The 24,823-nt window shown below is 72.5% G+C and carries 29 protein-coding genes and 2 tRNA genes; 18 read left to right on the top strand and 13 right to left on the bottom strand.

Translation table 11 applies throughout. The features are described 5' to 3' along the window. The first annotated feature begins 48 nt into the window (after nucleotides 1–48). The 8 genes from IE290_RS17255 to IE290_RS17220 all read left to right on the top strand — a co-directional run bounded on the left by IE290_RS17255 (nucleotide 49) and on the right by IE290_RS17220 (nucleotide 7,513). Nucleotides 49–684 (top strand): NAD(P)-dependent oxidoreductase, encoded by a 636-nt coding sequence (locus IE290_RS17255; RefSeq protein ID WP_191245575.1) that lies wholly within the window; start codon nucleotides 49–51, stop codon nucleotides 682–684. Between the two features lie 9 nt (nucleotides 685–693). Continuing rightward, entirely contained in the window at nucleotides 694–1,419 is a 726-nt protein-coding gene (locus IE290_RS17250; RefSeq protein WP_191245574.1) for an SGNH/GDSL hydrolase family protein, read from the top strand. Between the two features lie 121 nt (nucleotides 1,420–1,540). Next, nucleotides 1,541–2,686 carry a C1 family peptidase gene (locus IE290_RS17245; protein WP_229874545.1) on the top strand — a complete coding sequence of 382 codons (1,146 nt, stop codon included), beginning with the start codon at nucleotides 1,541–1,543 and terminating at the stop codon, nucleotides 2,684–2,686. A 13-nt stretch (nucleotides 2,687–2,699) separates the two neighbouring features. Beyond that, nucleotides 2,700–3,275 carry a hypothetical protein gene (locus IE290_RS17240; RefSeq protein ID WP_191245573.1) on the top strand — a complete coding sequence of 192 codons (576 nt, stop codon included), beginning with the start codon at nucleotides 2,700–2,702 and terminating at the stop codon, nucleotides 3,273–3,275. Between the two features lie 72 nt (nucleotides 3,276–3,347). Next, complete coding sequence (locus IE290_RS17235) at nucleotides 3,348–3,686, top strand: protease inhibitor I42 family protein (protein WP_191245572.1); 339 nt, start codon at nucleotides 3,348–3,350, stop codon at nucleotides 3,684–3,686. 104 nt (nucleotides 3,687–3,790) lie between these two features. Next, nucleotides 3,791–4,396, top strand: coding sequence for an RNA polymerase sigma factor (locus IE290_RS17230; RefSeq protein WP_191245571.1), 606 nt, complete (start codon nucleotides 3,791–3,793; stop codon nucleotides 4,394–4,396). Beyond that, the gene (locus tag IE290_RS17225; RefSeq protein ID WP_191245570.1) at nucleotides 4,393–4,878 is read left to right on the top strand and encodes a carboxypeptidase regulatory-like domain-containing protein; all 486 of its coding nucleotides are present in this window, start codon (nucleotides 4,393–4,395) and stop codon (nucleotides 4,876–4,878) included. Before IE290_RS17230 ends, IE290_RS17225 begins: the two co-directional genes overlap by 4 nt. A gap of 49 nt (nucleotides 4,879–4,927) precedes the next feature. Further along, nucleotides 4,928–7,513, top strand: coding sequence for a CHAT domain-containing protein (locus IE290_RS17220; RefSeq protein ID WP_191245569.1), 2,586 nt, complete (start codon nucleotides 4,928–4,930; stop codon nucleotides 7,511–7,513). Here the strand turns inward: IE290_RS17220 and IE290_RS17215 are convergent. Then, on the bottom strand, nucleotides 7,510–7,950 hold the full coding sequence (locus IE290_RS17215) for an SRPBCC family protein (protein WP_191245568.1): 441 nt from the start codon (nucleotides 7,948–7,950) through the stop codon (nucleotides 7,510–7,512). The genes IE290_RS17220 and IE290_RS17215 overlap by 4 nt on opposite strands. A 91-nt stretch (nucleotides 7,951–8,041) precedes the next feature. Here IE290_RS17215 and IE290_RS38410 point away from each other — a divergent pair, with 91 nt between their 5' ends. Further along, complete coding sequence (locus IE290_RS38410; RefSeq protein ID WP_191245567.1) at nucleotides 8,042–8,353, top strand: antitoxin; 312 nt, start codon at nucleotides 8,042–8,044, stop codon at nucleotides 8,351–8,353. Between the two features lie 3 nt (nucleotides 8,354–8,356). Here the strand turns inward: IE290_RS38410 and IE290_RS17205 are convergent, their stop codons facing one another. Continuing rightward, complete coding sequence (locus tag IE290_RS17205) at nucleotides 8,357–9,310, bottom strand: prephenate dehydrogenase (RefSeq protein WP_191245781.1); 954 nt, start codon at nucleotides 9,308–9,310, stop codon at nucleotides 8,357–8,359. A 21-nt stretch (nucleotides 9,311–9,331) separates the two neighbouring features. Continuing rightward, nucleotides 9,332–10,558, bottom strand: a complete 1,227-nt coding sequence (locus IE290_RS17200) for a M20 metallopeptidase family protein (protein ID WP_191245566.1) — start codon at nucleotides 10,556–10,558, stop codon at nucleotides 9,332–9,334. Nucleotides 10,559–10,616: 58 nt separating this feature from the next. Between IE290_RS17200 and IE290_RS17195 the strand changes: the two genes are divergently transcribed. The 4 genes from IE290_RS17195 to IE290_RS17180 all read left to right on the top strand — a co-directional run bounded on the left by IE290_RS17195 (nucleotide 10,617) and on the right by IE290_RS17180 (nucleotide 11,948). Further along, nucleotides 10,617–11,099, top strand: coding sequence for a tRNA adenosine deaminase-associated protein (locus IE290_RS17195; RefSeq protein ID WP_191245565.1), 483 nt, complete (start codon nucleotides 10,617–10,619; stop codon nucleotides 11,097–11,099). A gap of 1 nt (nucleotide 11,100) precedes the next feature. Beyond that, on the top strand, nucleotides 11,101–11,553 hold the full coding sequence (locus tag IE290_RS17190; RefSeq protein ID WP_094008739.1) for a nucleoside deaminase: 453 nt from the start codon (nucleotides 11,101–11,103) through the stop codon (nucleotides 11,551–11,553). Between the two features lie 50 nt (nucleotides 11,554–11,603). Continuing rightward, nucleotides 11,604–11,816 carry a CsbD family protein gene (locus IE290_RS17185; RefSeq protein ID WP_094008740.1) on the top strand — a complete coding sequence of 71 codons (213 nt, stop codon included), beginning with the start codon at nucleotides 11,604–11,606 and terminating at the stop codon, nucleotides 11,814–11,816. A 45-nt stretch (nucleotides 11,817–11,861) separates the two neighbouring features. Further along, a tRNA-Ser gene (locus tag IE290_RS17180) sits at nucleotides 11,862–11,948 on the top strand. Nucleotides 11,949–12,002: 54 nt separating this feature from the next. Here the strand turns inward: IE290_RS17180 and IE290_RS17175 are convergent. Further along, nucleotides 12,003–12,482 carry a hypothetical protein gene (locus IE290_RS17175; RefSeq protein ID WP_229874544.1) on the bottom strand — a complete coding sequence of 160 codons (480 nt, stop codon included), beginning with the start codon at nucleotides 12,480–12,482 and terminating at the stop codon, nucleotides 12,003–12,005. 227 nt (nucleotides 12,483–12,709) lie between these two features. Between IE290_RS17175 and IE290_RS17170 the strand changes: the two genes are divergently transcribed. Continuing rightward, nucleotides 12,710–13,111, top strand: a complete 402-nt coding sequence (locus IE290_RS17170) for a hypothetical protein (protein WP_191245564.1) — start codon at nucleotides 12,710–12,712, stop codon at nucleotides 13,109–13,111. A gap of 124 nt (nucleotides 13,112–13,235) precedes the next feature. Further along, the gene (locus tag IE290_RS17165; RefSeq protein WP_308431361.1) at nucleotides 13,236–15,617 is read left to right on the top strand and encodes a DUF8508 domain-containing protein; all 2,382 of its coding nucleotides are present in this window, start codon (nucleotides 13,236–13,238) and stop codon (nucleotides 15,615–15,617) included. Between the two features lie 77 nt (nucleotides 15,618–15,694). On the opposite strand, the gene IE290_RS17160 is transcribed toward IE290_RS17165, so the two are convergent. After that, nucleotides 15,695–15,952 (bottom strand): YbaB/EbfC family nucleoid-associated protein, encoded by a 258-nt coding sequence (locus IE290_RS17160; RefSeq protein ID WP_191245563.1) that lies wholly within the window; start codon nucleotides 15,950–15,952, stop codon nucleotides 15,695–15,697. 91 nt (nucleotides 15,953–16,043) lie between these two features. On the opposite strand from IE290_RS17160, the gene IE290_RS17155 reads away from it, so the two are divergent. After that, a complete protein-coding gene (locus IE290_RS17155) occupies nucleotides 16,044–16,211 on the top strand; it encodes a hypothetical protein (protein WP_191245562.1) in 168 nt (55 codons plus the stop codon). Nucleotides 16,212–16,588: 377 nt separating this feature from the next. Here the strand turns inward: IE290_RS17155 and IE290_RS17150 are convergent, their stop codons facing one another. From IE290_RS17150 to IE290_RS17115, 8 genes are all read right to left on the bottom strand, one after another. Further along, a complete protein-coding gene (locus IE290_RS17150) occupies nucleotides 16,589–16,945 on the bottom strand; it encodes a hypothetical protein (RefSeq protein WP_191245561.1) in 357 nt (118 codons plus the stop codon). Beyond that, entirely contained in the window at nucleotides 16,942–19,665 is a 2,724-nt protein-coding gene (locus IE290_RS17145) for an FtsK/SpoIIIE domain-containing protein (RefSeq protein WP_191245560.1), read from the bottom strand. The genes IE290_RS17150 and IE290_RS17145 overlap by 4 nt, the downstream gene beginning before the upstream one ends. 7 nt (nucleotides 19,666–19,672) lie before the next feature. Beyond that, nucleotides 19,673–19,921, bottom strand: a complete 249-nt coding sequence (locus IE290_RS17140) for a hypothetical protein (RefSeq protein ID WP_094008747.1) — start codon at nucleotides 19,919–19,921, stop codon at nucleotides 19,673–19,675. After that, entirely contained in the window at nucleotides 19,922–20,182 is a 261-nt protein-coding gene (locus IE290_RS17135; protein WP_017986316.1) for a hypothetical protein, read from the bottom strand. 142 nt (nucleotides 20,183–20,324) lie between these two features. Then, nucleotides 20,325–20,585, bottom strand: a complete 261-nt coding sequence (locus IE290_RS17130; protein ID WP_191245559.1) for a hypothetical protein — start codon at nucleotides 20,583–20,585, stop codon at nucleotides 20,325–20,327. Nucleotides 20,586–20,685: 100 nt separating this feature from the next. Further along, nucleotides 20,686–20,772: transfer RNA gene (locus tag IE290_RS17125), tRNA-Ser, on the bottom strand. A 261-nt stretch (nucleotides 20,773–21,033) separates the two neighbouring features. Further along, entirely contained in the window at nucleotides 21,034–21,795 is a 762-nt protein-coding gene (locus IE290_RS17120; protein WP_191245558.1) for a lipase family alpha/beta hydrolase, read from the bottom strand. Nucleotides 21,796–21,899: 104 nt separating this feature from the next. Then, nucleotides 21,900–23,279, bottom strand: coding sequence for a transcriptional regulator (locus IE290_RS17115; RefSeq protein ID WP_191245557.1), 1,380 nt, complete (start codon nucleotides 23,277–23,279; stop codon nucleotides 21,900–21,902). A 199-nt stretch (nucleotides 23,280–23,478) separates the two neighbouring features. On the opposite strand from IE290_RS17115, the gene IE290_RS17110 reads away from it, so the two are divergent. Further along, complete coding sequence (locus tag IE290_RS17110) at nucleotides 23,479–24,537, top strand: nucleotidyltransferase family protein (RefSeq protein WP_191245556.1); 1,059 nt, start codon at nucleotides 23,479–23,481, stop codon at nucleotides 24,535–24,537. Further along, nucleotides 24,537–24,740 carry a DUF5988 family protein gene (locus IE290_RS17105; RefSeq protein ID WP_191245555.1) on the top strand — a complete coding sequence of 68 codons (204 nt, stop codon included), beginning with the start codon at nucleotides 24,537–24,539 and terminating at the stop codon, nucleotides 24,738–24,740. Before IE290_RS17110 ends, IE290_RS17105 begins: the two co-directional genes overlap by 1 nt. The last annotated feature ends 83 nt before the right edge of the window (nucleotides 24,741–24,823 follow it).

The raw sequence follows: 24,823 nt of genomic DNA, 5'->3' as shown, positions 1-24,823 counted from the left end.
ACTCACTCACTATAGCAGGTGAGTGAACACTAACCAGGGAGGGAAACCGTGAAGCTGACGGTGTTCGGCGCGACCGGCGGGACGGGCGTCGAGGTGGTGCGGCAGGCGCTGGCGGCGGGCCACCAGGTCACCGCCGTGGTGCGCGATCCGGCGCGGCTGGACGTGCCCGCGCACCCGCGGCTGGAAGTCGTGACGGCGGACGTCTTCGACCCGGACTCGCTCGTGCCGGCCATCACCGGGCGCGAGGCCGTGCTGTCCGCGCTGGGGCCGCGCGACCGCGGCCCGAGCGTGATCTGCCGCGACGGGACGAGCAGCATCATGACCGCGATGGCGACGGCCGGCGTGCGGCGGCTGGTCGTGGTCAGCAACAGCGGCATGCACCGCGAGGGTGACGGCTGGTTCACGCGGCTGGTGGTCAAGCCGATGCTGATCCGCATGCTGCGCGAGGAGTACGCGGACATGGGCGAGATGGAACGCCGGGTGATCGCCTCCGGCCTCGACTGGACCATCGTGCGCCCGCCGAAGCTGGGCGACGGCCCCCACACCGGCCGCATCGCCAGCGAGACCAGGGGAAACGTGCGCGGCAGCTTCACCATCTCGCGGGCCGACCTGGCCGACTACGTGCTGCGGGCGGCAGCGGATCCGGCGCTGTCGAAGGTGGCTGTGTCGATCGCCAAGGGCTAATGTGAACGGGTGTCAACTTCTCGTTCCTTCCTGACCGTCGCGGCCACCGTCGGACTCGCGCCGGTGCTGGTCGCACAGGGCCTTCGCGTTCGCCGGACGACGCCGAGGCTGCCCGGCGCTTCCGGGCCGGTGACGGGTTCGGTTCCCGGCCCGGACCCGCTGCGGTTGCTGGTGATCGGCGAGTCCACAGTGGATGGCGTCGGCGCGGAGACGCACGAGGAGGCGCTGACCGGACAGCTGGCGTCGGCGCTCGCCGGGCGGCTCGGGCGTGGGATCGCGTGGCGTGTGGCGGGCCGGACCGGCGCCAACGCGCGCACCGTCCGGTCGGAACTGCTCGACGAGGCGTGCCGGGAGCCCGCGGACCTGCTCGTGGTGGCGCTCGGCGTCAACGACACCATCGAGATGCGCTCGCCGGGCCGCTACCGGCGCGACCTGCTGGCCCTGGTGGTGACGGCGCGCCGGGCGCTCGGGCCGGTGCCGGTCCTGCTGGCCGGGGTCCCGCCGCTCGGCGCGTTCCCGTCGCTGCCGCAGCCGTTGCGCCTGGTCCTGGGCCTGCGGGGCGGCGCGCTGGACGCGGCGGCGGCGACGCTCGCGGCCCTGCCGGAGGTCACCTACTGCCCGGTGCCGCGCGAGGTGGTGAACCCGGAGCTGTTCGCGACGGACGGCTTCCACCCCGGGCCGGCCGGCTACCGGTTGTGGGGCGAGAAGCTCGCGGAAGCCGTCGCATTGGTCTGAACGGGTGAAACCGGCCGCCGCCGACCAGGTGCTTTGGAAAAACTTCTGTCGCTGTGTATCTGGCGAGGGCCCCTCCGCGTCATAGGGGCGTTGGCTGGTTGCACACCGACTGGAGGAACGCATGAGCTCTCCCCGGCCCTTCGCCGAGGAAATCCGCGCAGTGCGGGATTCCCTTGCCACGATGGGGGATCCGTGGCAGGCGGGGGAGACGGTGCTCAGCCGGCTGGCGGGCGAGTCGCGCAGGGTGCGGCTGGGGGTGCCGGCCCCGAGCGCGGCCGAGGTGGAAGCCCGGGCGGATCTGCCCGGACGGATGCTCGAGGTCGCGCTCGGGGCCGCCGGCCAGCCCTGCACCGCCGTGCACGCGCCGGGCAGCACGCTGCCGACGAAGTTCGACCTCCGCGACGTGTGCGGTCGCAGCTACGTCACACCGGTGAAGGACCAGGGGGAATCGGGGTCCTGCAGCGCGTTCGGCACCGTGGCGGCGCTCGAGGGGACCGCCGCCTACACGCGCCGCAACACCGGCATGCGCCTCGACCTGTCCGAGGCGCACCTGTTCTTCGGGTTCGCGCCCGGACACCGCAAGCCGGGTGACACCGGCTCCTGGCCGGACGACCTGATGGGTGACTGCGCCTCCCACGGTGTCACCTTCGAGGATTACTGGCCCTACTCGGACGAGGGAACCGGCGCGTTGCACCCGAACTGGGTCAACCGCGTCGCCCGCGCGGAAGGGGTCGTCGACCTCACCCAGGACCCGGCCGCGATCAAGCACCACATCTACGGCTACGGCCCGGTCACCGCGTGCATGGTGATCTACGACGACTTCTTCCACTACACCGGCGGCATCTACCGCGCCACCACGACGGAGAGCAACGGCGGGCACTGCGTCGCGCTCATCGGGTGGGACGACGAGCAGAACTGCTGGATCGCCAAGAACTCCTGGGGCACCGACTGGGGCGAGGGCGGGTTCTTCCGCATCGCCTACGGCGAGGCCTTCATCGAGGACTACCCGGAACCGCGGCCGACGACCCTCGGCTGCACCGGGGTCACCCTGCGCGCCTGGCTACCGCCGCAGCGCGCGCTGCGCCTGTTCTCCGCCGGTGATGGCGAATGGGCGTATCTGGAGCAGCTGGGCTGGGTCCGGCTCTCGGGGGACGCCGCGAGCGTGAGCCGCCAGCTCGCGTTGCTCGCCGAAGCGCGGGCGGGCGGTCATCCCGTCAGCCCGTTCCTCGACCGCGGCGTGCTGACCAAGGTTGCGACCACCTACTGATGGGGAGCGAAGCATGACCACGAGCAAGAGCGAGACGCCGGACACCGGCCCGCGGGACGACCCGAACGCCGAGCTGGCCGCCCTGACCGCGGAGACCGCGAGTGCCCCGACGGGCGCCTACGACCCGAACACCCCGCCCACCGGCGCCTATGACCCCAACACTCCGCCCACGGGCGCGTATGACCCGAACACTCCGCCCACGGGCGCCTACGACCCGAACACGCCGCCGACCGGCGCGTATGACCCGAACACTCCGCCCACGGGCGCCTACGACCCGAACACGCCGCCCACCGGCGCCTACGACCCGAACACCCCGCCGGTCAACGGGAACGGCCACCCGCCCGCCCCGCAGCCGGTGCACCAGCAAGCCGGCCTGTGGATCCGCAACCGCTCCATCACCAGCCTGTGGTCGACGAGCGCCAACCCGGGGGTCTGGGTGTTCGTCGCGGGCCTGGGCTGGAAGCGGCTCGCCTCCGCCGGGGACGGCCGCAGCTCGCTGACGACGCTGGCGCTGCTGGCCCGCAACCACGGGCTGCCGGTGTCCTTCCACGAGAACGCCGCCGGGCAGATCGACCAGATCCTGGTCTGACGCCGGTGCACAGACCGGCGGTGGCCGGCAGCCGAGGGGGCCGCCGGCCACCGCCACCCTGGGGAGCTTCCAGTGGCACAGATCCGGCTCGTGCAGGCGGACGCGGGGGAGACGGCGCGGCTTCGCGTGGGGGACACGGTCGAGCTGCGCCTGCCGGAGGTCCGCGGGTCGGGGTACCGGTGGCGCTGGCGGCTGCCGGACGCGGTCCGCGTGGTGGCCGACGAGCACGTCCGGTCCAGGGGGGTGGCCCACGGGGAGGGGCCACCGGGCGAGGGGGGCGTGCGCCGGCTGGCACTCGACGTCGTCGAGGCCGGCCGGCACCTGCTCCGGGCGGAGCTGGCGCGGCCGTGGGAGGTCGAGCCGCGCCGCTCCGTCACGTTCGTGCTGTCCGTGACTACTCCGAACGAGTGATGTTGTGTATCTGGCTCCGGCCTTCGTGCTCTGCACGGTGACAGGGCCGGAGATACTGCCAAGCGCTGACCCGAGGAGTACCACTCGAAGTGGGGGCGAACGCGGTGACCGAAGCGAGGACCGCCGAGGCGGATCCGTCCTGGGAGGGACTCCGCGGACCGGAGCTGTTCGAGGCGTGCCTGGAGGCGGCCCGCGCGGGCAACAGAAAAGCGCTGAACCGCCTGGTCGCCGAGCTGACCCCGCTGGTGTGGAACGTGGCGCGCGGACAGGGGCTGGACACCCATTCGGCCGAGGACGTGGTCCAGACCGTGTGGCTGGCGCTGGTCAGCCACCTCGACCGGTTGCGGGAGCCGAAGGCGCTGGCCGGCTGGCTGGTCGTCACCGCGCGGCACGAGTCGCAGCGCGTGCGCGGCCGGAAACCGCCGCCGGTGCCGCTGACCGACGAGCTGGCCGAGACCGTGCCGAGCACGGACCCCGCGCCCGAGGCCGAGGTGCTGCGCAGCGAGCGTGACCAGCGGCTGTGGCACGCCTTCCGCCAACTCCCGCAGCGGTGCCAGGAGCTGCTGCGGCTCACCGTGCTGGCCGGTCGCGCCGAGTACCGGCTCGTCGCCGAAGCGCTGCAGATGCCGCGCGGCAGCATCGGGCCCAACCGTGGCCGCTGCCTGAAGACGATGCGCGAACTGCTGGACATCGAAGGGGGCAGCGCATGAACGACATCGGAGTGCCGGGGGGTGGGGCACACCCCGACGACGAAGCGCTCCTGGCCGACCTGGGGCGGGTGCTGGCCGCCGCCGACCCGCCGCCGCAGGGCCTGGTCGAGCGCGTGCAGTTCGCCCTCGAGCTGGAGAACCTCGACTTCGAGATCGCCCAGTGGGAGCGGGCCGATCCGGCGCTGGCCGGCGTCCGCAGCATCACCGACGAGGGCACGATCACGTTCACGGTCAGCGACCTCACGGTGATGATCAACCTGACCAGGGTGGGGCACTGCCACCGCATCGACGGCTGGCTCGTGCCCGCCGCCGCGCACGGGGTCGAGGTGCGGGTGGCCGAGCACGGTTCGTCGTCGACCGTCGCCGACGAAGGTGGGCGGTTCGTGCTCGACGACGTGCCGCGCGGGACGACCCAGATCGTGATCTCGGTGGGCGGGGCCAGCAGCCGCCGCACCGTCGTCACGCCCGCGGTCGTGCTCTGAGTTCCACCGGCCGCCCCAACTGATCTCCGGATGTGTTCAGATAGGAGCCGTGGCAGGTTCAGGTGCAGGCAGTCGCGTCCTTTCCGCAGCCGCTGATCTGCACCGCCGCGCCGCCGACGCCTCCGGCGACTTCCAGAACGTCGAGGCCGTGCGCCTGCTCAACCGCGCACTGAAGAGGCTGGACACCGGGGACGCGACCGACCCGGAATGGGTCGTGCTGCGCACCCGGATCCTGATCAGCCTGGCACTGGCCGAGGCGGAGGTCGGCTCGGCGAAGGCCGGGCTCGCGCACCTCGACGAGGCCGCCGGCCTGCCGTCCGCGTTGCCGGACGGCCCGCAGCGGCGGTCGCTGACGACCGTCGTGGAGGCCCAGCGCGCGCTGGTCTTCGGCCGCACCGGCCGGTTCGCCGAAGCAGTGAAGCTCTTCGACAGCATCATCCCCGTGCTGGAGCGCGACGTTGCCGACAACGCGCTGCCCCTGACGCGCAACCTGATGAACCGCGCGCTGATGCACGTCGCGATGAACAACTCCGCGGCCGCGCTCGCCGACCTGCGCCGCTGCCTGCAGCTCGCGATCGACCACGGCCTCACCCGCATCGAGGGCAAGGTCCGGCACAACCTGGGCGAGCACGCCCAGCTGATCGGTGACATCCCGGGCGCGCTGCGACACTACGAGGAGGCGGCGCGCATCTACCGGGAGGCCGCGCCGGGCTGGCTGCCGCGCCTGCGGGTCGAGCAGGCCCGCGCCCTGCTCGCGGCGGGGCTCGCCGACGACGCCGCCCGCCACCTGGACGAGGTGCTCCCGGAGCTGCGGGACAGCCGGGCGTCACAGGACATCGCCGAGGCCGAGATCGCCCGGGCGGCGGCGGCGATCCTCAACCGGGACTTCCGCCTGGCGCGCCGGCTCGCGGCGGACGCGGACCGCAGGTTCCGGCGCCGCGGCAACATCCCGTGGGCCGCGGTCGCCGCGCTGACCCGGCTGCGGGCCGACGCCACCGAGGTCCTCGGCGACTCGCGCCGCCCGCCGGCCCGGCTCGTCGCCGGTCTCACCACACACGCCGGCACGCTGGTCGAGCTGGGGCTGCGGGACGAGGCGGCGCTCGCGCGGCTGCTCGCGGTGCGGCTGCTGCTGCGCCGGGGCGAGGTCACGGTGGCCGAAGAGCTGCTGGCGCGGGTTCCGCGGCCGCGTCGCACCACCCCGGTCGACCACGTCATGCTGCTGCGGTTGTGCCGGGCCGAACTCGCGGTGGCGACCGGCCGTCCGCGCGCCGCGCTGGCGCAGGCGCGCGCCGGGTTGCGCGAGCTGAGCCGGGTGCGGGACCGGATGGGCGGGCTGGACCTGGTGTGCGGGACCGCGGTGCACGGCCAGGAACTGGGCCGGCTGGCGGTCGGTCTGGTGCTCGGCACGACCCGCGGCCACGCCGGGGCGCGCCGGCTGTTCGCCTGGCAGGAGCGCACGCGCGCGCAGGTCTACCGCTACGAGCCGCTGCCCGCGATCGACGATCCGGTGCTCGCGCGGCTCATCACCGAGATGCGGCAGGTGCGGCGGCTCGCGCAGCAGAACCGCCTGGAGGGCAGGCCGGTGACGGCGCTGGAGCAGCGCTACGCCCAGCTGCAGCGGGAAGCGGGCCGCCTCGGCTGGTACACCAGCCCGTGGGGCCGGCCACGCCCGGTCAGCTCACCCGAGGAGGTCGCCGCCGAGCTGGGCGAACGCGTGCTGGTGAGCCTGATCGGGCAGGACGGCGAGCTGTCCGCGGTGGTCGTGCGGGACGGCCGGTTCCGGCTGGTCCGGCTCGGTGGTCTGGACGAGGTCGTGGAGATCACCAAGCAGCTGCACGCCGACCTGAACGCGCTGGCGCCGGACCACCTGCCGCTGCCGCTGGTCGCGGCCGTCACGGCGTCCGCGGAGAAGCGGGCCCGCCTCCTCGACGAGCGGGTCGTCCGGCCGCTCGCGGACGCGATCGGCGACCGCGAACTGGTGATCGTGCCGACCGGCCAGCTGTACGCGCTGCCGTGGTCGGCCCTGCCGTCGCTGCGCGGGCGCCCGCTGTCGATCGCGCCGTCGGCCACGGCGTGGGTCACGGCGATGCGCCGCGAGCTGATCGACCCGGTCGTGCTGGTCGGCGGGCCGGACGTCCCCGGCGCGATCGGCGAGGTGAAGCAGCTGCGCTCGGTCTACCCGTCGGCGACGCTGGTCGACGGTTCATCGGCGACCAGCTCCGCGGTGCTGGCGGCGCTCGACGGGGCCGGCCTGGCGCACCTGGTCGCGCACGGCGCGCACGAGCCGGCGAACGCGTTGTTCTCGCGGCTGGAACTGGTCGACGGGCCGCTGTTCGCGCACGAGACCGCGCGGCTGCGGCGCCCGCCGGACCGGGTGGTACTGGCCGCGTGCGAGCTGGCCATGAGCCACATCCGGCCCGGCGAGGAGGCGCTGGGGTTCGCCGGCGCGCTGCTGGCCAGCGGGTCCCGCACGATCGTCGGCGCGATCGCGCGGGTCGGCGACCGGGCGGCCGCGGAGGCGATGACCGACCTGCACCAGCGGCTCGCGTCCGGGGTCTCCCCCGCGCTGGCCCTGGCGCACGCGACGGCCGCGGATCCGCTCCGCCGCCCCTTCCTCTGCCTCGGTGCCGGTTAGCGCTCGGCGGCCTTGACCAGCCTCGCGGACAGGAACCGGATCACCCCCGCCACCACGGCGCGCACGATCGGCCCGCTGCCCGGCACCTTCTCCCGGAACGAGCCGCGCCAGGTCAGCCGGGTGCCGGTGCCGTGCGGCTCGAACAGCACTTCGGCCCGGTAGTCGCGCACCGGCGCGGGCTCGGCGAACGTGTAGACGTGGCGCCGGTCCTGCTCGTACTCGACCGTTTCCTCGTGGGTCAGCAACGGCCAGGTCCCCACCGTCCGGATCGCGCCCACCCCGCCGACCGGGTCGGCCCACCGGGCCCACCTGGACACGACGACGAGCGGTTTGGCCCACTCGGACCAGCGGGCGCCGTCCGTCTCCAGCCGGAACAGGGTCGCGGGAGGGGCGCTGCTGGTTCGGGTGACCTCGAAGGTGAACGTCCTGGCTGGCATCGGTGGCCTTTCCGCTCGCGTAGGGGTTACCGACCAGTAAACCAGGGCCTTACCGGATGCGGGGGCGCTGACCTTGGGGTTTCATGGATTCATGGGCATCAACTTCAACGAGATCAAGAAGAAGGCGCAGCAGGCGCTCGACCAGAACGCCGACAAGATCGAGCACGGCCTCGACAAGGCGAGCGGGTTCGCCAAGTCGAAGTTCGGCCAGCACTCCGGCAAGATCGACAACGTCACGTCGAAGGCGAAGGACTTCCTGCACAAGCAGTCCGGCGGCGGCCACGGCGAAGCCGGCCCCGGCCCGGCGGGTCCGCAGGGCGGTCCTGGGCCGGCCGGTCCCCAAACTGGACCGACACAGACCGGACCCACCGGACCCACCCAGAGCGGACCGACCCAGCCGTAACCGTTACGGCACCTCGCCGATGGCGGTGTCGTCGGCGAGAGCGGTGATGCGGCCGCCGCGTTCGCCGAGCGCGCGCAGGCCGTCCCGGGCATCCGGCGCGCCCAGCGCGACGCGGACGCCCGACAGTGTGGCCTGCCTGGCGGCCGCAAGCGCTTGCGCGCCTTCGTGACCCGAGTTGATGCTGACCGCGAGGCCGCCGGTGGAGGCCAGTGACCCGCGCATGGCGCCGAGCCGGCCGAGAGCCTCGTCGAGCACGGGCAACAGCGCCTCGCGGTTGCCCTCGGTCATCGCCCGGACCAGTTCCGGGCGGCTGGCGGCCACGCGGGTGCCGTCGGTGTAGGAGCCGGCGGCCAGGGCCATCGCGACCGGCCCGCCGTCCGCGCCGACGGCCGCGAGCACGGCGGCCAGCAGGTGCGGCAGGTGGGAGATCCGGGCCACCGCCTCGTCGTGGGTCGCCGCGGTCAGCGGGACCACGTGCGAGCCGAGGTCGATCGCCAGCCGGGCGACCTCGGCCCACGCGGCCAGGTCGGTGTCGTCCTCCACGCACACCACCCACGCGGCGCCGCCGAACAGCGCCGCGTTGCCCGCGCGCCAGCCGGATTCCGCGGTGCCAGCCATCGGGTGGCCGCCGACGAACCGGGCCTCCGGCGCGAACGCCCGGGCGGCCGTCAGCACGCCGGTCTTCACGCTGGTCACGTCGGTGATCAGGCACGTCGGCGCGCACATGTTGACCGTCCGCAGCACCTCCTCGACGGCGGTCAGCGGGACCGCCAGCACCACCAGCGCGTCCCGGTCGGCGGCTCGCCGCAGTGCGGCCTCCACGTCGGTCGTGGCGTCGAACCCGTCAGCGGCCGCGGCCTCGGCGTCGGCCGCCGAAGTCGTGGCGCCCCACACCCCGCGCCCCACCGTCGCGGCCGCGCGCAGCACCGAGCCGCCGATCAACCCGAGCCCGATCACGCATACGTCTCGCACGGGGCGTCATCCTGCCAGGGCGTCGAGTGCGAAGGCCGCATACATCGCGACACCCTTCGGGAAAGCGCCTTCATCGTGGCGCACCCGGTTGGAGTGGTTGGTCGGCGCCTGTGCCGGGTCGAGGTCCGGCGGGCACGCGCCGAGGAACGCGAACGCGCCCGGAACCCGTTGCAGCACATAGGAGAAGTCCTCGGCGCCCATGATCGGGTCGGGCATCAGCTCGGCCCGGCCGAGCACGCGCTGGGCGAGGTCCAGCACGCGCAACGCCTGGTCCGGGTCGTTCACCGTCACCGGGTAGCCGGGCTCGATGTCGGCCAGCACGCGGCAGCCGTGCGCCTCGCCGACCGCTTCGCACACCTTCGGCAGCTCCGCCTTGACCAGCGCGCGCGTGGACTCGGACAGGGTGCGGATCGTGCCGGCGACCTCCGCGGTCTCCGGGATGATGTTGGTGGTGGTGCCCGCCTGGATGCGGGTCACCGACACCACCGCCGGATCGAACACGCTGACCCGCCGCGTCACCATCGTCTGCAGCGCGCCGACCATCGCCGCGGCCGCGGGCACCGGGTCGATCGCGTTGTGCGGGCTCGAGCCGTGCCCGCCCTTGCCGGTGACCAGGATCGTGAACGTGTCGTTGGAGGCCATCAGCGGCCCGGGACGCGTGGTGATCAGCCCGGATTCGACGTGGGAGAGCAGGTGGATGCCGAAGGCCCGCTCGGCCCGGGTCCCGGCCGCGTCGAGCACGCCCTCGTGGATCATGTGCCGCGCGCCGTGGTAGCCCTCCTCGCCCGGCTGGAACATGAACACCACCGATCCGGCCAGCTCGTGGCGGTGGGCCGCGAGCAGCCGCGCGGCGGAGGCGAGCATCGCGGTGTGACCGTCGTGACCGCACGCGTGCATAGTGCCGTCCACTTCGGAGGCGAACTCCAGCCCGGTGTCCTCCTGCAGCGGCAGCGCGTCCATGTCGCCGCGCAGCAGAACCGCCGGCCCGTCCTTCTCGCCACGCAGCACGGCGGTCAGCGCGGAGGTCGACTTCCCGTCGGTGATCTCCAGCGGGAGACCGTCCAGTGCGCGGCGCACGGCGGCCTGGGTGTGCGGCAGGTGGAGGCCCTGCTCGGGGTGGGCGTGGATCTCGCGGCGCAGCGCGACGGTGGCCGGTTGCAGAGCCTCGGCTTCGGAGAGCAACGCGGCGAGCCGGGTGTCCGGCAAAGGGGGCAACTCGGTGGGTCCCGTCATCATCCGATCCTCGCAGAGCGACTGCACCGATGATCCGTCCAGGTATACGGTGTGCGCTATGTCGGTGAAGGAGCCGGTTGCGGGATTCGCGGTGGCCGTGGTCCGGGAGGACGGCAAGTGGCGCTGCAGCGCGCTCGACGCCGGTGCGCTCACGGGGCTGGACGCCGCTATCACCGAGCTGGCCAAGTTGCGGTCCACGGGGGCCGTATTCGGCCTGCTCGCGGTGGACGACGAGTTCTTCGTGATCGTGCGGCCGAGCCCGCGCGGACCGTCCCTGCTGCTCTCGGACGCGGCGGCGGCGCTGGACTACGACATCGCCGCCGACGTGCTCGACGTGCTGCGGGTCGATCCGCCGGACGAGGAGGACGACTCGATCTGGCCCGAGGGCGACCTCGACATCCTCGCCGACCTCGGCCTGCCCGGGCCGGAGCTCGAGGTGATCGCCGGCGAGGTCGACCTCTACCCGGACGAGCAGTTGCAGATGATCGCGCAGCGCTGCGGGTTCGGCGGCGAGTTCACCGCGTTGCTCGACGAGATCTGACGTGTCCGACGCCGACCTGGTGTCCGCGGCGCTGGCCGCGGCGCGGGAGGCCGGCCCGGACGTGCCGATCGGCGCGGCGGTGTTCGCGCCCGACGGCCGCCTGCTCGCCCGCGCCCACAACGCCCGCGAGGAGCTGGGCGACCCGACGGCGCACGCCGAGGTCCTGGCGCTGCGGGCGGCGGCCCGGGAGTTCGGCGACGGCTGGCGGCTGGACGGCTGCACGCTCGCGGTGACGGTCGAGCCCTGCACGATGTGCGCCGGCGCGCTGGTGCTCGCGCGCGTGGCCCGGGTGGTGTTCGGGGCTTGGGAACCGCGCACCGGCGCGGTCGGGTCGCTGTGGGACGTGGTGCGCGACCGGCGGCTCAACCACCGGCCGGAGGTGCGCGGCGGGGTCCTGGAGGCCGAGTGCGCCGCGTTGCTGGCCGACTTCTTCGCCGGTCACCGGGACGTGTGACGCCGCGCCAGTCGGGGTAGCCCGTTGTCGACCGCGTCGAAGGAGGGTCGATGAACGTCGTGAAGAACCGGATGACGAGCCGGTCCCGCCAGGCCAAGGGCGGGGCGCGGGAGCTGTTCGGCCGCCTCACCGGCAACCGCCGTCACCAGACGGCCGGTCGCGCCGAGCGGATCCGCGGTGTCGTGCGCGAGACGACCACCGAGGTCGCGGACTGGGCGGCCACCGCCGCGCGGGACGCGCAGCGCCGCTTCCGCACCAGGTGAGGAGTGCCTGCGAGTCGCTCTTGGGCGTCTAGTAACCTAGTCGGCGGTAGCGTGTCCGAGCGGCCGAAGGAGCACGACTCGAAATCGTGTGACGGTTGACCCCGTCCGTGGGTTCAAATCCCACCGCTACCGCCGGGATCGAACGCCGGGTTTCCCGCTAGGGAGGCCCGGCGTTCGTCGTTCCCACTACCCGACGTCGACCGTGGTCTCCGCCGCGGTGGCGTTGTCGACCGAGAGGGTCAGCGTCGCGGTGGTGAAGGTCACATCGAGCACCTTGGCCGTCCAGAGCGGGTTCGGGCAGGCCGGCACGGCGGGGACGGCCGCGGGTTTGCTGGTGAGCGCGAAGGTGTACTGCCCGTTGTGCGGGGTTTGCTGCCGTGCGCTCGTCGCGGTGACTTCGACCTCGGTGTCCTGACCTTTCACGCGGATGCCGGCCGGGTTCACGCACTCGACCTTCGCCGTGCCGGTGGCGGTGGCGGTGATCTCGAAGGTCGTGCCACCGAGGCCGGCCACCTTGCCGGCGCACTCGAACCGGGTGCCGGTGTCGGTGCACGCCGCCGCGTTGCCGCCCCCGGTGACGAAGTGGCCGTTGTCCGCATACGCCGGAGCGGCGGCGAGGGCCGCGACAGCGAGCGCTCCCGCGAGGGTGCCGAGCATCCGCCTCATGTGCCTGCCTTTCGTCGGGGAACCCAGTTTCGGCTCGGCGGGTGGCCGGTGGTGGCCCGCTCACGCGGACGGGTGGCACGGTTCCCTCGTCCGGGGGTTCCCGGCCCGCAGGCGACCCGTACCGGCCGTTCCTGGCCTGCGGGAACACCCCACCGCGGTGCGCGGGATCCGTCAGCGCCCGGTCGTAGGTTCAGCCTCTTGTCGATCAGGACTTCTGGGGGTATCCGATGAGACTGCTCAACATCCGCACCTTGTCCGCGGCGGTGGCCGTGGCCGCGGCCGGGGCGCTGGTCCCGGTCGGCACGGCAGTCGCCATGCCCGACCCGCCGGGGGACGGCTGGGACCACACCTTCACCGCCCCGGGCGTCACCGTCTACGTCGAGGAGTACGGCGACCGCATCTCCGTCTGCGACAGCGAGGCCAACGGCTCCAGCGCTATGGTCAACGTCTGGGCCAACGGCGGGTGGCGGTACGAGGCCGTCGCCAATGGCGGCTTCGGTACCTGCGTGATGCATTCGGCGAACGACGGTGGCGCCTACAACCTGCCGGAGGGCGCGTACATCGAGCTCTACTACAAGGGCGTCAGCACGGGTTACGCCACGAAGAGCTCGTACGTCAACGACCACTGACGCACCCGCCCTCCGTCGTAGGCCAGGTGGACGAACCGTTACCGGTTGTTGCCGCTGCGTCTTCCTTCGTCTCACCTCATCGAGCGATGATGCCTCGACTGATGATCAGACGAGGGGACTCAGGGTGACGACCAGTCGAAGAATCGGCGTGCTCGCCGCGGCCGCGCTCGCCGGTGTGACCGTCGCGGTGGCACCGGCGTCGGCGGCCAGCGCGGATCTCGTGATCGCCGAGGTCTACGGCGGTGGTGGCAACAGCGGGGCCACGCTGACCAGCGACTTCATCGAGATCGCCACGGCGGGCGGCAGCGCGGCGCTGGACGGCTGGAGCGTGCAGTACCTGCCCGGCTCGCCGAGCGCGTCGAGCAAGTGGCAGGTCACCGCGCTGACCGGATCCGTCGCACCGGGCGGCCGGTACCTGGTCGCCGAGGCCACCGGATCGGGTGGCGCGGTCTCGCTGCCCACCGCGGATGCCGCCGGGTCGATCGCGATGTCCGCGACGTCGGGCACCGTCGCCCTCGTCCAGGGCACCACCGCCCTGACCTGCCTCACGGCCGCCGACTGCGCCGCCGATCCGCGCGTCCGCGACCTCGTCGGCTACGGCTCGGCGACCGTCCGCGAAGCCAGCCCGGCGCCCGCGCCGGGCAACACCACCTCGGTCGCGCGCGCCACGCTGACCGACACCGACAACAACGCCGCCGACTTCGCCACCGGCGCCCCGACCCCGGTCAACACCAAGGGCGAGACCTCCGGCGGCGACGCGGGCGGCACCCCGGCCAGGATCCACGACATCCAGGGCACCACCCGGCTCTCGCCGCTGGCGGGCAAGAAGGTCACCGGCGTGACCGGCATCGTCACCGCGTTGCGCACCTTCGGCTCCGCGCGGGGCTTCTGGGTGACCGACCCGCAGCCCGATGCCGACCCGCGCACCAGCGAGGGCGTCCTGGTGTTCACCGGCTCGACCACGCCCGCGGTGGCCGTCGGCGACGCCGTCACGGTCTCCGGCACCGTCACCGAGTACTACCCGGACAGCCCCACCAACTCGATCTACCAGTCCACCACGGAGATCACCGGTCCGAAGTGGACGGTTCAATCGAGCGGCAACCCGCTGCCCGCGGCCACCGCGATCACACCGGCCACCGTGCCCGGCACGCTCGCGCCCCAGCCCGGCGGCAACATCGAGGGCCTGCCGCTGGAGCCCGCGAAGTACTCGCTGGACTTCTGGGAGTCGCACGAGGGCGAGGTGGTCAGCGTGCAGGACGTCCGCGTGGTCGGACCGTCCACTGAGTACAACGAGGTCTACGTGACCACCAAGCCGGGGGAGAACCGGACCGGCCGCGGCGGCACCGTCTACACTGGTTACGACACGCCGAACACCGGGATCCTCAAGATCGAGTCGCTGATCCCGTTCGCGCAGCGGCCGTTCCCGCGGGCGGACACGGGTGACACGCTCGTCGGCCCGACCTCGGGCCCGGTGGAGTACGACAGCTACGGCGGGTACACGCTGCAGGCCACCGTGCTGGGCGAGGTCAAGGACGGCGGCATCCAGCGCGAGGTGACGCGCGAGCAGTCGCCGAGCGAGCTGGCCGTGGCGACCTACAACGTCGAGAACCTGTCCGCTGTGGACGATCAGGAGAAGTTCGACCAGCTGGCGCACGGCGTCGTGGACAACCTCGCCTCGCCGGACATCGTGACGCTGGAGGAGATCCAGGACAACAACGGCGCCGAGGGCGAGGGCGACGGCGTGGTGGCCGCGGACCAGACCCTGCAGCGGTTCACCGACGCGATCGTCGCCGCGGGCGGCCCGCGGTACGAGTGGCGGCAGATCGACCCGCAGGACCTGGCGGACGGTGGCGAGCCGGGCGGCAACATCCGGGTCGGGTTCCTGTTCAACCCGCGCCGGGTGTCGTTCGTGGACCGCCCGGGCGGCGACGCGACGACTGCGGTGTCCGTGGTGACGGAGCGCGGCAAGCCGCACCTGTCGGTGTCGCCCGGCCGGGTGGATCCGGGCAACGCCGCGTGGGCGAAGAGCCGCAAGCCGCTGGCCGGCGAGTTCGTCTTCCACGGCCACACCGTGTTCGTGATCGCCAACCACTTCAACTCCAAGGGCGGCGACCAGCCGACCCATGGCCGTTACCAGCCGCCGGTGCGGAGTTCGGAGGTGCAGCGCGGGCAGCAGGCGCGGGTGCTGCGCGGGTTCGTCGACCAGCTGCTGGCCGCCGACCCGTGGGCGGACGTCATCGTGGCCGGCGATTTGAACGACTACCAGTTCTCGCCCGCGCTGGAGACCCTGACCGCGGGCGGCGCGTTGAGCGACCAGATCGACCGGCTGCCCGCGGACGAGCGGTACAGCTACGTCTACGAGGGCAACTCGCAGGTGCTGGACCACATCCTGACGTCGCGGGCGCTGTGGTGGGTCGACTACGACGTGGTGCACATCAACGCGGAGTTCGCCGAGCAGGCGAGCGACCACGATCCGCAGATCATCCGGTACCGCCCGAGGCTCTGACGCGCAGGCCGCCGCCCCCGGGCGGCGGCCAGCGCACCATCGCGGCGGCGTGTTGGCCGCTCCCGGCGTCGTGTCGGTCAGCGGTGCAGCTGCCTGGCCCGACGTTGGGCGGCGCGGGCGGCCTGCAGCATGGCCTCCGCCAGGTCCATCGGCTTGACGTGGTCGAAGAGGGCGGAGTTGATGGCGACCTCGAGGATCTCCCCGTCCGCGGCGACTCCCACCTCGACCAGGCCCCAGTCGTCCTGGGCGGTGGTGACCTGCTGAGCGGCCTGACGCCGCCGCGCGACCGGCCGCTCGTCGACGGCCTCGGACTTCGTGGTCAGCTCGCGGTTCACCGGGTTCCTCTTCCTCTCGGCTGCTACGACGTCACCGACTCCCCAGCGGTTCCGTGGGGAACCAACCACAGGCGCGCAACGTCTGGAAGGCATGAACTGGGTACGCGCGACGATCGACCACCTGTCCCGGCGCGGGGTCTCGCCCGCGGTGCCGGCGACCCTGCGGAGCGACCTGCGCTGGGCGCGGGCGTACGTCCCCCGCCCGATGCCGAAGCCGGACACGCTGGAGCCGGAGAGCTGGCTCCGCCCGGCGAACTAGCCCCGCACGGGCCGAGCTCCCCCGCGCCGCGCGGCGCCCCGCCGCGCGGCGACCGGTGGCCCGCCCAGGGGCTGGCGCCCGCCTGGCTGGCGCCCCACTCGCGCGGCTGGTGCCGCGCCTGCACGGCTGGTGCCAGTCTCGCCGGCGCCCGCCTGGCTGGCCGCTCCCACTCGCGCGGCTGCTGCCGCGCCGCTCGAGTTGCGCCGCACCTGCTCGGCTGGCGCCAGCCTCGCCGGCGCCCGCCTGGCTGGCGCCGCGTCCGCGGGTGGCACATCAGCCCCCGCTTGGCACCGGCGACCTGCCGTCCGGCAGGGCATCCGTTCGGCTGGTGCCGCGCAAGCCATCGGCCCCGCGACCCAGCCAGCGCCGCCCGCCGGTCAGCGTCGCGCGCGCCAGCCCAGGGACAGCACCGCGTCCACCAGCTCCTGGTAGCTCTCCTTGACCTCGCGCAAGTACAGATCCAGCCGCGCGGCGTAGGCATGCGGCGCCGGCGCCGGGTCGGCGCCGACCTCCAGCCACGACAGCCGGCTGACGTTGTCCTGCGCCATCCGCCACCAGTGCTGCGCCCCCTGCGCCGTCCGGGCCTCGCGCTCCTTCGCCTCCGCCAGGGCAGCTTCCGCGGCCGCGATCTCGGCGTCCAGCTCCTCGGCCCGCCGCCGCTCCCACGCCCGCAGCTCCTCGGCCGCCTTCCCGGCGAGCCCGACGATCTGCTTGTACTCCATCGCCGCGTTCATCCCTGGTGCTCCGGCCGGTCGAAGGGGATCATCACCTCGGGCGCGACGTGCGTGCTGCGGTCGAAGAACAGCGCCCGCCCCGGCCGCGGCGACCAGTGCACGACCTGCCCGGCCGCGAACTGGCTCAGCTCCGCGCCCTGCACGTCGAGCGCGGCCCACGCCCCGATGTCGTCCGTGCCGGCGAACCCGAGCGTGTCCTTCAGCCGCGCCGTGCTGCGCCACCACCCGATCGTGTGGGTGCCCTTCCCGGGACCCTGCTTGAGCACCACCCGGAAGTGGTCCAGCCCGCTCTTGAGCTGACCGGGCTGCTTCTGCTCCAAGATGGGCAGCGCCGCGTCGACGCCGTACAGCAGCAGGATCCGCGCGTGCTCCGGCGGCTCCTCCGCGAGCTTCGCCATGTGCTCGCCCAGCTCGACGTCGCTCAGCCGCACCACGCGGTGGCCGTCCGCCTCCAGACCGTCGGCCAGCTCGCCGACCGCCGGCGCGCACCGGTCGACCAGGCACGCCACCAGGAACTCGACCTCGTGCGGCGGGTACTGCTTCGCCAGCGACCGGGCCGCGGCGTCCATGATGGACAGTGCCTCGGCGATCGCGTTGCCCATGATCGCCAGGTTCCGGCCCGGCGCCCCGGTCAGCTCGACCGCGCACGCCGTGTCCGCCACGTCGATCGACTGCCCCAGCAGCGCCCGCGGCGGCCCGCCCGGGCTGAGGGCGGCGAACGCGGCCGAATGCTCCAACACCGGCGAGTGCGCGCCGTCGAACAGCCGCGGCCGCTGGTGCTCCTGGGCGTAGCGCTCCCACAGCTCCCGCTGCAGCGACGAGAAGATGTCCTTGCTGCTCGCGTCGGGCACGTGCGCGAGCTGGTTGCCGTGCGCGACACCGGAGTCGTGGTTGATCACCGCGTGCCACTTCGGCGCGGCGACCGCCGCGTTGTTGGTCTCGGCCAGCACGCGCCGCGCCTTGGGCATCGCGATCCGCAGCGTGCACTGCTCGAACACGGCCGGCTTGCCCCAGAACGCGTCGATGCCCGCGATGTCCTGGCTGGCCAGGATCAGGTGGATGCCCTGCGCACGACCACGGCGGGCGATGTCCTCCAGCAGCGCAGTCGCCTGGTTGGTGACCCCGTCGCGGCCCGCGAACAGGTACTGGAACTCGTCGATCACCGCGACGATCCGCGGCCAGTGCCCGTCCGGGTCCTGGGCGCGCAGCCCGGCCAGGTCGGTGACCTCGTGCTCCTTGGCCGCGGCCGACCGGCGGCGCAGCTCGTCGGCGAGGAACCGCAGCAGCGCCAGGCCGAACTCGCGGTCGGTGTTGACGTTGACCCCGATCAGGCGCGCGTGCGGCAGCCAGCTCGCGTCGCGGCGGCCCGGCGCGAGCCCGGCGAAGGACACGCCCTCCTTGAAGTCCAGCAGGTACAGGGCGAGCTCGTCCGGTGGGTAGCGCGCGGCGAGGCTGCCGAGCAGGGCGTACAGGAAGTTGGTCTTGCCCGAGCCGCTCGGCCCGCCGATCAGCGCGTGCGGGCTCGCGTCGCCGATGACGACCTCGACCGGATCGCCCTCGAAGAACCCGACCGGCGCCCGCAGCTCGCGCGCGGAGTTCTCCTGGCCCAGCTCGGCCGGCAGCAGGTCGCGGAACGACCGCGGCCCGCCCTGCTTCTCCACGATCGCGTCGGCCAGCCTGCTCGCCGCGGCGCTGACCTCGGTCGACGGGATCGGCGGGTCCAGGTCGACGACCAGGTTGGGCCCGGTCATGCTGGTGGCCGCGTGGTGTTCGTCGAGCATGCGGATGTTCTCGAACGCGCCGCCCAGGATCGTCGGGATGTCGACGGTGATCAGCGAGATCCCGGCGGCCAGCGCGGCGCCGGCGATGCGCTTGAGCTCCCGCAGCGGTTCCGGCGCCCAGGTCTCGCCGTTGCCGAACAACACGACGACCCGCCACGGCTCGACCCGCTGGCCGAGCTGGTCGCGCAGCCCGCGCAGCGACGTGTGGCCGGCCTGCATGGTGTGCGCGTGGATGCGCCGGATGTGCCCGGTCAGCTCGTCGAGCAGGACGCCGAGCTGGTCCGGGTCGTAGAGCGTGACCGCGGACGTGCGGGACAGCGGGTAGAGGTTGGGCAGCACGGCGGTCAGCTGCGCGACGTCCCACAGGTGGATCCGCACCGAGCCCAGCTCCATCGTGCTGAGCACGCGCAGCAGCAGGCTCTCGATGAGCGATTCGACGGCTGAGCGGCCGCGGACGGCGGTGGTGATCGCCAGGTGCGAGTCGTCCAGCAGCGGCACCATCACCGGGAACGGACCGGAGTCGTCCATTGTGGACGACCCGATGCGCCACAGCGGCGGTGGTGACAGCGGTTCCCGGCCCGCACGGCCGAGCCACGCGCTCGGCGGCATGCTGGCCGGCCCCGGCGCCACGCGGGCGACCAGGTCGCGCAGGCGCGCGGGCACGGTCGCCGCGTCCGTGTAGAAGGCGGCGTGCTGGGCGTTGAGCTTGTCCCGCACGCCGGCCATCACCGGGCTGCGGAGTGCGGCGGTGAGGTTCTCGTCCCCGGCCGCGGCGTCGATGCCGACGCGCACGATCTGCTGTTCGAGCTGGAGGCGGGCCAGCTCGGTCTCGGCGATCTGGCGGCCGGCCTGTGCCGCGCCGAGCACCATGCCGAGCTTCTCGCGCATGGTGCCCAGGGCCGCCACGACCCGGCGTTTCTGCTCGTTGGCCTTCGGCATCGCGCGCCTACAGCCGGGCCAGGTAGGTGTTCACCAGATCGTCGGCGGCGCGCAGCCGGTCGGCGTCCTTGCCGAGCCGGTCGACCGCCGCCGCCAGCTCGGGCGGCACCCACGCGTCGGCCTGCTCATGGGCGTTCACGATCACTTCGCGTGCTTCGTCCAACAGCTCCACCGCACGGTTGGTGTGTTCGCTTGCCTCGGCCAGTTTCGCACGGAACGCGGCCAGCTGCGCCTGCAGCTCGGGGAGCGAGAACATCTAGAGGCGAGCGGCGTACGACTCGGCCGAGGACACCGCGGCCTGGATCGTGTTCTGCTGACCGCTGATGCCCTGCAGCGCCTCGGCGAGCATGCTGTTCGCCTGGGTCACCTCCGGCTGCGTGCTTCCCGAGGTGACCTGGCCCAGGATCTGCTGGGCCTCCTCGAGTGCCTGAGCGGCCTGCTGGAGGGCTGCGACGCTGGCGTTGCACTTCTCGTTCGCCATCGCGATCCCAGCGCGGATCTCTTCCACTCCGGCCATAGTGACGCGGGTTCTCCTCGAGCTAGCGGTTCGTACGGCCGCGTGTGCGGCCTGTCAACAAACTATCGGTAGAGCGGAGGCGAGCATGAGCCTGGTCACTGGTGCATCCGGGTGAAGTGCGGAGGTGGTTCACACGGCCGGGTCAGCCGCGACGCCGGAGTGGATGGCCCCACCAAGCAGCGACAGCGCTGACGAGCCCGAAGACGACGGCGGTGACGAACGATCCTCCGGTCCACGGCCGTGGGTTGCCCTCCAGGTACTCGAACCCCACGCGGCCGAGGTACGCGACAACCATCACCAGCGCGACGCTCAACGCCAGGCGCCAGTAGCTCTCGTACGTCCACCGCCAGAGCGCGGGGAGGTACTTGAGTTCGTCTTCGGGCGCGTCCTCGTCCTCACCCATGCCAGTCGAGTTCCCCGTTCCGGCTGGCCCACGCTCCACTGAACGGCTCAACAACGCAGAACGCCGGGCCCCTGGAGGTGCCCGGCGTCTGTCGGAAGAGCGGAGGATACGGGATTCGAACCCGTGAGGGCTGTTACACCCAACACGATTTCCAATCGTGCGCCTTAGGCCGCTCGGCCAATCCTCCGCTGAGAAGGGTACAGCAGGCTCCCGCGCGGTCTGCCTAGACCCGCTTCTGGCACGCGTCCACGATCTCGAACACCGGAAGGTGCTGTGCGCGGTCCGCACGTGTTCGGCCAGGTCGTCGCGGGTGTAGCGTCGACCGTCACCACCCGCTCGAACCGCCGCGCGGCAGCCAGGGCGAGCGTGCACGGGCGAGTTCGTCGAGCACCCACGATTCGGCCGTGCATCGACTTGTCGGCTGTGACCAGCGGTTTTCAGGCCGCCGTCAGGCCGACTGGGTGAGTGTCTCCCCGTCGTCGGGAGCGGCGACGGGCCCGAACAGCGCGCAGATCTCCTCCACGACCTGGCGGTGCGCGGCGAGCGCCAGGTGACCGACCCCGGGCAGCACCACGTTGCGCACCTCGAGGTCGGGATGCTCGATCCGGCCGTGCCTGCTGGGCAGCACCAGCTCGTCGCCGTCGCTGGAGAACGTGACGAACTTCGTCGTGCAGCCCGGCGCGGGCCGGTTCAGCTCGGTCAGCAGGTCGCTGCCCGGGCGCAGCTGCCGGGCCAGCGGGATCGGTGAGAACAGCCAGGCCGCGACCGTGCCGCCGTGCGGCGTGCCGACGGTGACCACGGTGTCGACCCGCTCGTGCCCGCCGAGCCGCTGCACGTAGTACCGGGCGATGAGGCCGCCCAGGCTGTGGCCCACCAGGTCGACCTTCGCCGCGCCGGTGACCTCGCACAGCTGCTCGATCTGCTCGGCCAGCCGCGCCGCCGCGGACCGGACATCGCGCAGCAGCAGGCTGTAGCTGAACGAGACCACCGGCCCGGCGCCGCAGCGGTCCAGTGCGACCTTCAGGTCGGTGAAGATCGCGGTGTTGTCCGCCAGACCGGGCAGCACCACCAGCGGGCGGCCCGGCACCGGCGCCGGCACATCCCCGCGGACGGGGTGGATCGCCCAGCGCCGCCCGATGCCCGCCGGGTACCGCACCGCGTGCGTCACCACGCTCGCGATCTCGCCCGCGACCGTCCGCAGAACCGCCATCACGCACCTCCACAGCGAGGTGGTCGTCCACTTGCTGCGAGGTTAGCCGCAGGCACCGACATTTTCGTTTCGCCGCCCCGGTCTCGGTTGCGTTTCGAACCCGATCAGTGGAACAGCGCGAGCTTGCCCGCGACCTCCCGCGCCGCGGCGAGCAGCGTGCGCACGGTGCCGAGGTAGGTCTTGGCCTCCGACGGCAGGATGTGGCTGTCCCGGCTGGTCGGCATGTCCAGTTCCTTCGCGCGCTGGCGGAGCAGCTCGATCTGCGAGAACTGGTGCCCGAACTGGGCCGCCACGACCGTCCCGACCACCTGCTCCGGCGCGGACAGCGCGGGCCGCAGCCCCTGCCGGGCGAGCAGGCCGGCGCCGATCAGCTGCGCGGACTTGGCCAGCAGCAGGAACGCCGAGTCCGGCGAGACCTCCGCGAGCCGCTCGGCCGAGGAGATGTGCTTGGCCGCGAGGTCCAGGAACGGTTGGCCGTTGGCGGCCGGACCGCCGACCAGGTCGAGGTGACCGGCGCGCACCAGCTGCAGGACGACGTCGTGCCCGTTGAGCCCGACGCCCGAGGTCAGCGGTGCCTGCCGGGGCGGGATCGGGGCGATCTCGACGACCGGGTGCCCGGGCCGCTGCCGCGGGATCTGCAGGCCGTCCAGACCACGCTCGGGCGCGGCGAGCGAGAAGCTCACCGGACGCTTGAGCCGCTGCTCGGCGCGCCGCGCGGCGATGTGCAGGGCCTGCTCGTCGGCCGCGACGCCGGGCTGGAGGGAGACCAGCAGTTCGATGCTCTCCGGCGCGGGGCCGGGGATGCCGGCGAACCGGTCGGCCCACACGCCGCCGACCAGGATGCGCACCACGCCGCGCACGCAGCCGAACTCCTCGCCGATGATCTGGGGGACGCCGTAGGTGAGGCGGAGCAGTTCGGCCAGCGGGCGCGCGAGCGGCCCGTCCCCGGACGCGCGCATCAGCCGGATCGTGCCCTCGCGGCGGCTGGTCAGGATGCCGGCCTTCTCCAGGAGCTTGTTCTCCTTGTCCACCGAGGCCAGCGAGCTGCCGGAGTGCTCGGCCAGTTCGGTGAGGCTGAACGAGCGGTCGGGGTTGAGCAGCGTCGCGGCGAGGATGCCGGCCTGCACGCGCGACCGGAAGACCGGGAGGAGGGCCGGGGTGCCCTGCGCGCGGCGGGCCGGACCGGGGGTGGCGGGCGCGTTGTCGGTGACGACGGCGTGCCCGAGCCGGTTGCGTCTCCGAGCCGCCGCGGCGGCCTGGTCGAGCCGCTCCTGGGGCACCTGCAGGACGACGGACAGCCATCGTCGCGTGCCCAGTCTCGGGATCTGGTGCCCACGTTCCCACCGGGCGACCAGATCGCGCGTGACGGTCGGCCGCCCCGACACGGTCGCCAGTTCGCGCGCCAGGGTGTACTGGCTGAGCTTCCGCTCCCGCCGAGCGGCCCGGATGAGCTGCGAGATGGGCTGGTTCAGGTCCACTTCCATGATCCTCAGGCTCCTGCTTCCGCCGATTGGGCCACGACCGTAGCTCCGCCCCTGGCCCCCGCACCGTACGTTTCGCGCACGCTTTCATCTGTTTTGCGCCCCCGGCGTCGGCCGGCTGCCTCCTGGGTGAACTCGTCCCCTGGCTGCGAGCTTTTGACCTGGGAAACCCTGGATCGCGTCCCCCTCGGTCGAGTCAACGATGAACGGACGAACGATGTGCTTGTCGGACCTGTTGCTTTGTTCGAACGCCTCAATTCGCGACGCGTTCACCGTAGTCGACATGAACGATCTGAGCGACGTTTTCGTGGTGGATGACGACTACCGGTTGGTCGGTGCGGTTTCCGAACAGGACCTGCGCCGCGGACTCCTGAACGGCGTGTCGCTGGACGATCCGATCGCACCCCTGGTCCGCCCCTGGCGTGCGACGGCGAGCCAGGCCGCCGACCGGGCCGCGGTCCTGGATCTCATGCGTGCGCTGGGAGTTCGCAACATCCCGGTGGTCGACTCCGGGAACCGGGTGGTCGGCCTGCACGTCGAACGGCGGATCATCGGGGTGCCGAAACTGCCGAACTGGGCCGTGATCATGGCGGGCGGCAAGGGAACCCGTTTGGCGCCCCTGACCAATACGATTCCCAAACCGATGCTGACCGTCGCCGGACGTCCCATTCTGGAACGGCTGGTGCTGCATCTCGTCGGGTCCGGGGTGGAGAAGATATTCCTCTCGGTGAACTACCTGGCGAACGTCATCGAGAAACATTTCGGCGACGGCGGGCACCTCGGGTGCAGCATCGAGTACCTGCGCGAGGACCCCGACCTGCCGCTGGGTACCGGCGGCGCGCTGCGGCTGCTCGGCGACCTCGGCTACCGGGCCCAGCACCCGCTGCTGGTCATGAACGGCGACCTGGTCACCAACTTCTCGGTCGGCAAGCTGCTCGAGGCGCACCGGCGGGAGCAGGCCGTCGCGACGATCGCGACGAGCAGGTACCACCACGAGGTGCCGTTCGGTGTGCTGAAGTCCGACCGGAACCGGCTCACGCAGATCGTCGAGAAACCGACGCAGGAATGGCCGGTGAACGCCGGCATCTACACGCTGGACCCGGTCCTGCTCGACCGCATCCCGGCGGACCAGGAGTTCCCCATCACGCACCTGTTCGAAGACTGCCTGCGCCGCGGCGAAAAGGTGGCGCTGTGGCCCCTCAGCGACGACTGGCAGGACATCGGCAGGCCCAACGAACTGGCACAGGCAAGGGGGCAGTGATGTCCGACGCGCTCAAGATCCAGGTCCGGCTCACCGGCGGACCCGCCGGGATACCGCCCGTGGTGGAGATCGACCCGTCGCTGCTGCCGGACGGGTGTCTCAAGATCCGGTTCGCCGCCGGGTACGAGCACTTCCGGCTGGTCGAGCAGGGAGACGGCGCGCCCGTCTTCGCATGGGCGGACCGGACCCGGATCGCGGAGTGACGATGACCTGGTGCCCGTCGCGGCTTCCATCCCACGCCATGCTTCCCTAAGATGAAATCGCTGTTTCATCAAGCGGTATCATT

Source organism: Amycolatopsis deserti (assembly GCF_014653945.1).
In the GTDB taxonomy this organism is placed as follows: Bacteria; Actinomycetota; Actinomycetes; order Mycobacteriales; family Pseudonocardiaceae; genus Amycolatopsis_E; species Amycolatopsis_E deserti.
This window is presented reverse-complemented; position numbering and strand designations above follow the sequence as displayed.

Bases quoted from the DNA above. Each gene is read 5' to 3' on its own strand.
- IE290_RS38410 (WP_191245567.1), top strand. From the start codon at position 8,042: ATGGGCATCAACTTCAACGAGATCAAGAAGAAGGCGCAGCAGGCGCTC.
- IE290_RS17140 (WP_094008747.1), bottom strand. From the start codon at position 19,921: ATGTTCTCGCTCCCCGAGCTGCAGGCGCAGCTGGCCGCGTTCCGTGCG.
- IE290_RS17170 (WP_191245564.1), top strand. From the start codon at position 12,710: ATGAGACTGCTCAACATCCGCACCTTGTCCGCGGCGGTGGCCGTGGCC.
- IE290_RS17245 (WP_229874545.1), top strand. From the start codon at position 1,541: ATGAGCTCTCCCCGGCCCTTCGCCGAGGAAATCCGCGCAGTGCGGGAT.
- IE290_RS17110 (WP_191245556.1), top strand. From the start codon at position 23,479: ATGAACGGACGAACGATGTGCTTGTCGGACCTGTTGCTTTGTTCGAAC.
- IE290_RS17135 (WP_017986316.1), bottom strand. From the start codon at position 20,182: ATGGCCGGAGTGGAAGAGATCCGCGCTGGGATCGCGATGGCGAACGAG.
- IE290_RS17185 (WP_094008740.1), top strand. From the start codon at position 11,604: ATGAACGTCGTGAAGAACCGGATGACGAGCCGGTCCCGCCAGGCCAAG.
- IE290_RS17155 (WP_191245562.1), top strand. From the start codon at position 16,044: ATGAACTGGGTACGCGCGACGATCGACCACCTGTCCCGGCGCGGGGTC.
- IE290_RS17120 (WP_191245558.1), bottom strand. From the start codon at position 21,795: ATGGCGGTTCTGCGGACGGTCGCGGGCGAGATCGCGAGCGTGGTGACG.
- IE290_RS17195 (WP_191245565.1), top strand. From the start codon at position 10,617: ATGTCGGTGAAGGAGCCGGTTGCGGGATTCGCGGTGGCCGTGGTCCGG.
- IE290_RS17175 (WP_229874544.1), bottom strand. From the start codon at position 12,482: ATGAGGCGGATGCTCGGCACCCTCGCGGGAGCGCTCGCTGTCGCGGCC.
- IE290_RS17200 (WP_191245566.1), bottom strand. From the start codon at position 10,558: ATGACGGGACCCACCGAGTTGCCCCCTTTGCCGGACACCCGGCTCGCC.
- IE290_RS17130 (WP_191245559.1), bottom strand. From the start codon at position 20,585: ATGGGTGAGGACGAGGACGCGCCCGAAGACGAACTCAAGTACCTCCCC.
- IE290_RS17240 (WP_191245573.1), top strand. From the start codon at position 2,700: ATGACCACGAGCAAGAGCGAGACGCCGGACACCGGCCCGCGGGACGAC.
- IE290_RS17145 (WP_191245560.1), bottom strand. From the start codon at position 19,665: ATGCCGAAGGCCAACGAGCAGAAACGCCGGGTCGTGGCGGCCCTGGGC.
- IE290_RS17215 (WP_191245568.1), bottom strand. From the start codon at position 7,950: ATGCCAGCCAGGACGTTCACCTTCGAGGTCACCCGAACCAGCAGCGCC.
- IE290_RS17105 (WP_191245555.1), top strand. From the start codon at position 24,537: ATGTCCGACGCGCTCAAGATCCAGGTCCGGCTCACCGGCGGACCCGCC.
- IE290_RS17150 (WP_191245561.1), bottom strand. From the start codon at position 16,945: ATGAACGCGGCGATGGAGTACAAGCAGATCGTCGGGCTCGCCGGGAAG.
- IE290_RS17115 (WP_191245557.1), bottom strand. From the start codon at position 23,279: ATGGAAGTGGACCTGAACCAGCCCATCTCGCAGCTCATCCGGGCCGCT.
- IE290_RS17225 (WP_191245570.1), top strand. From the start codon at position 4,393: ATGAACGACATCGGAGTGCCGGGGGGTGGGGCACACCCCGACGACGAA.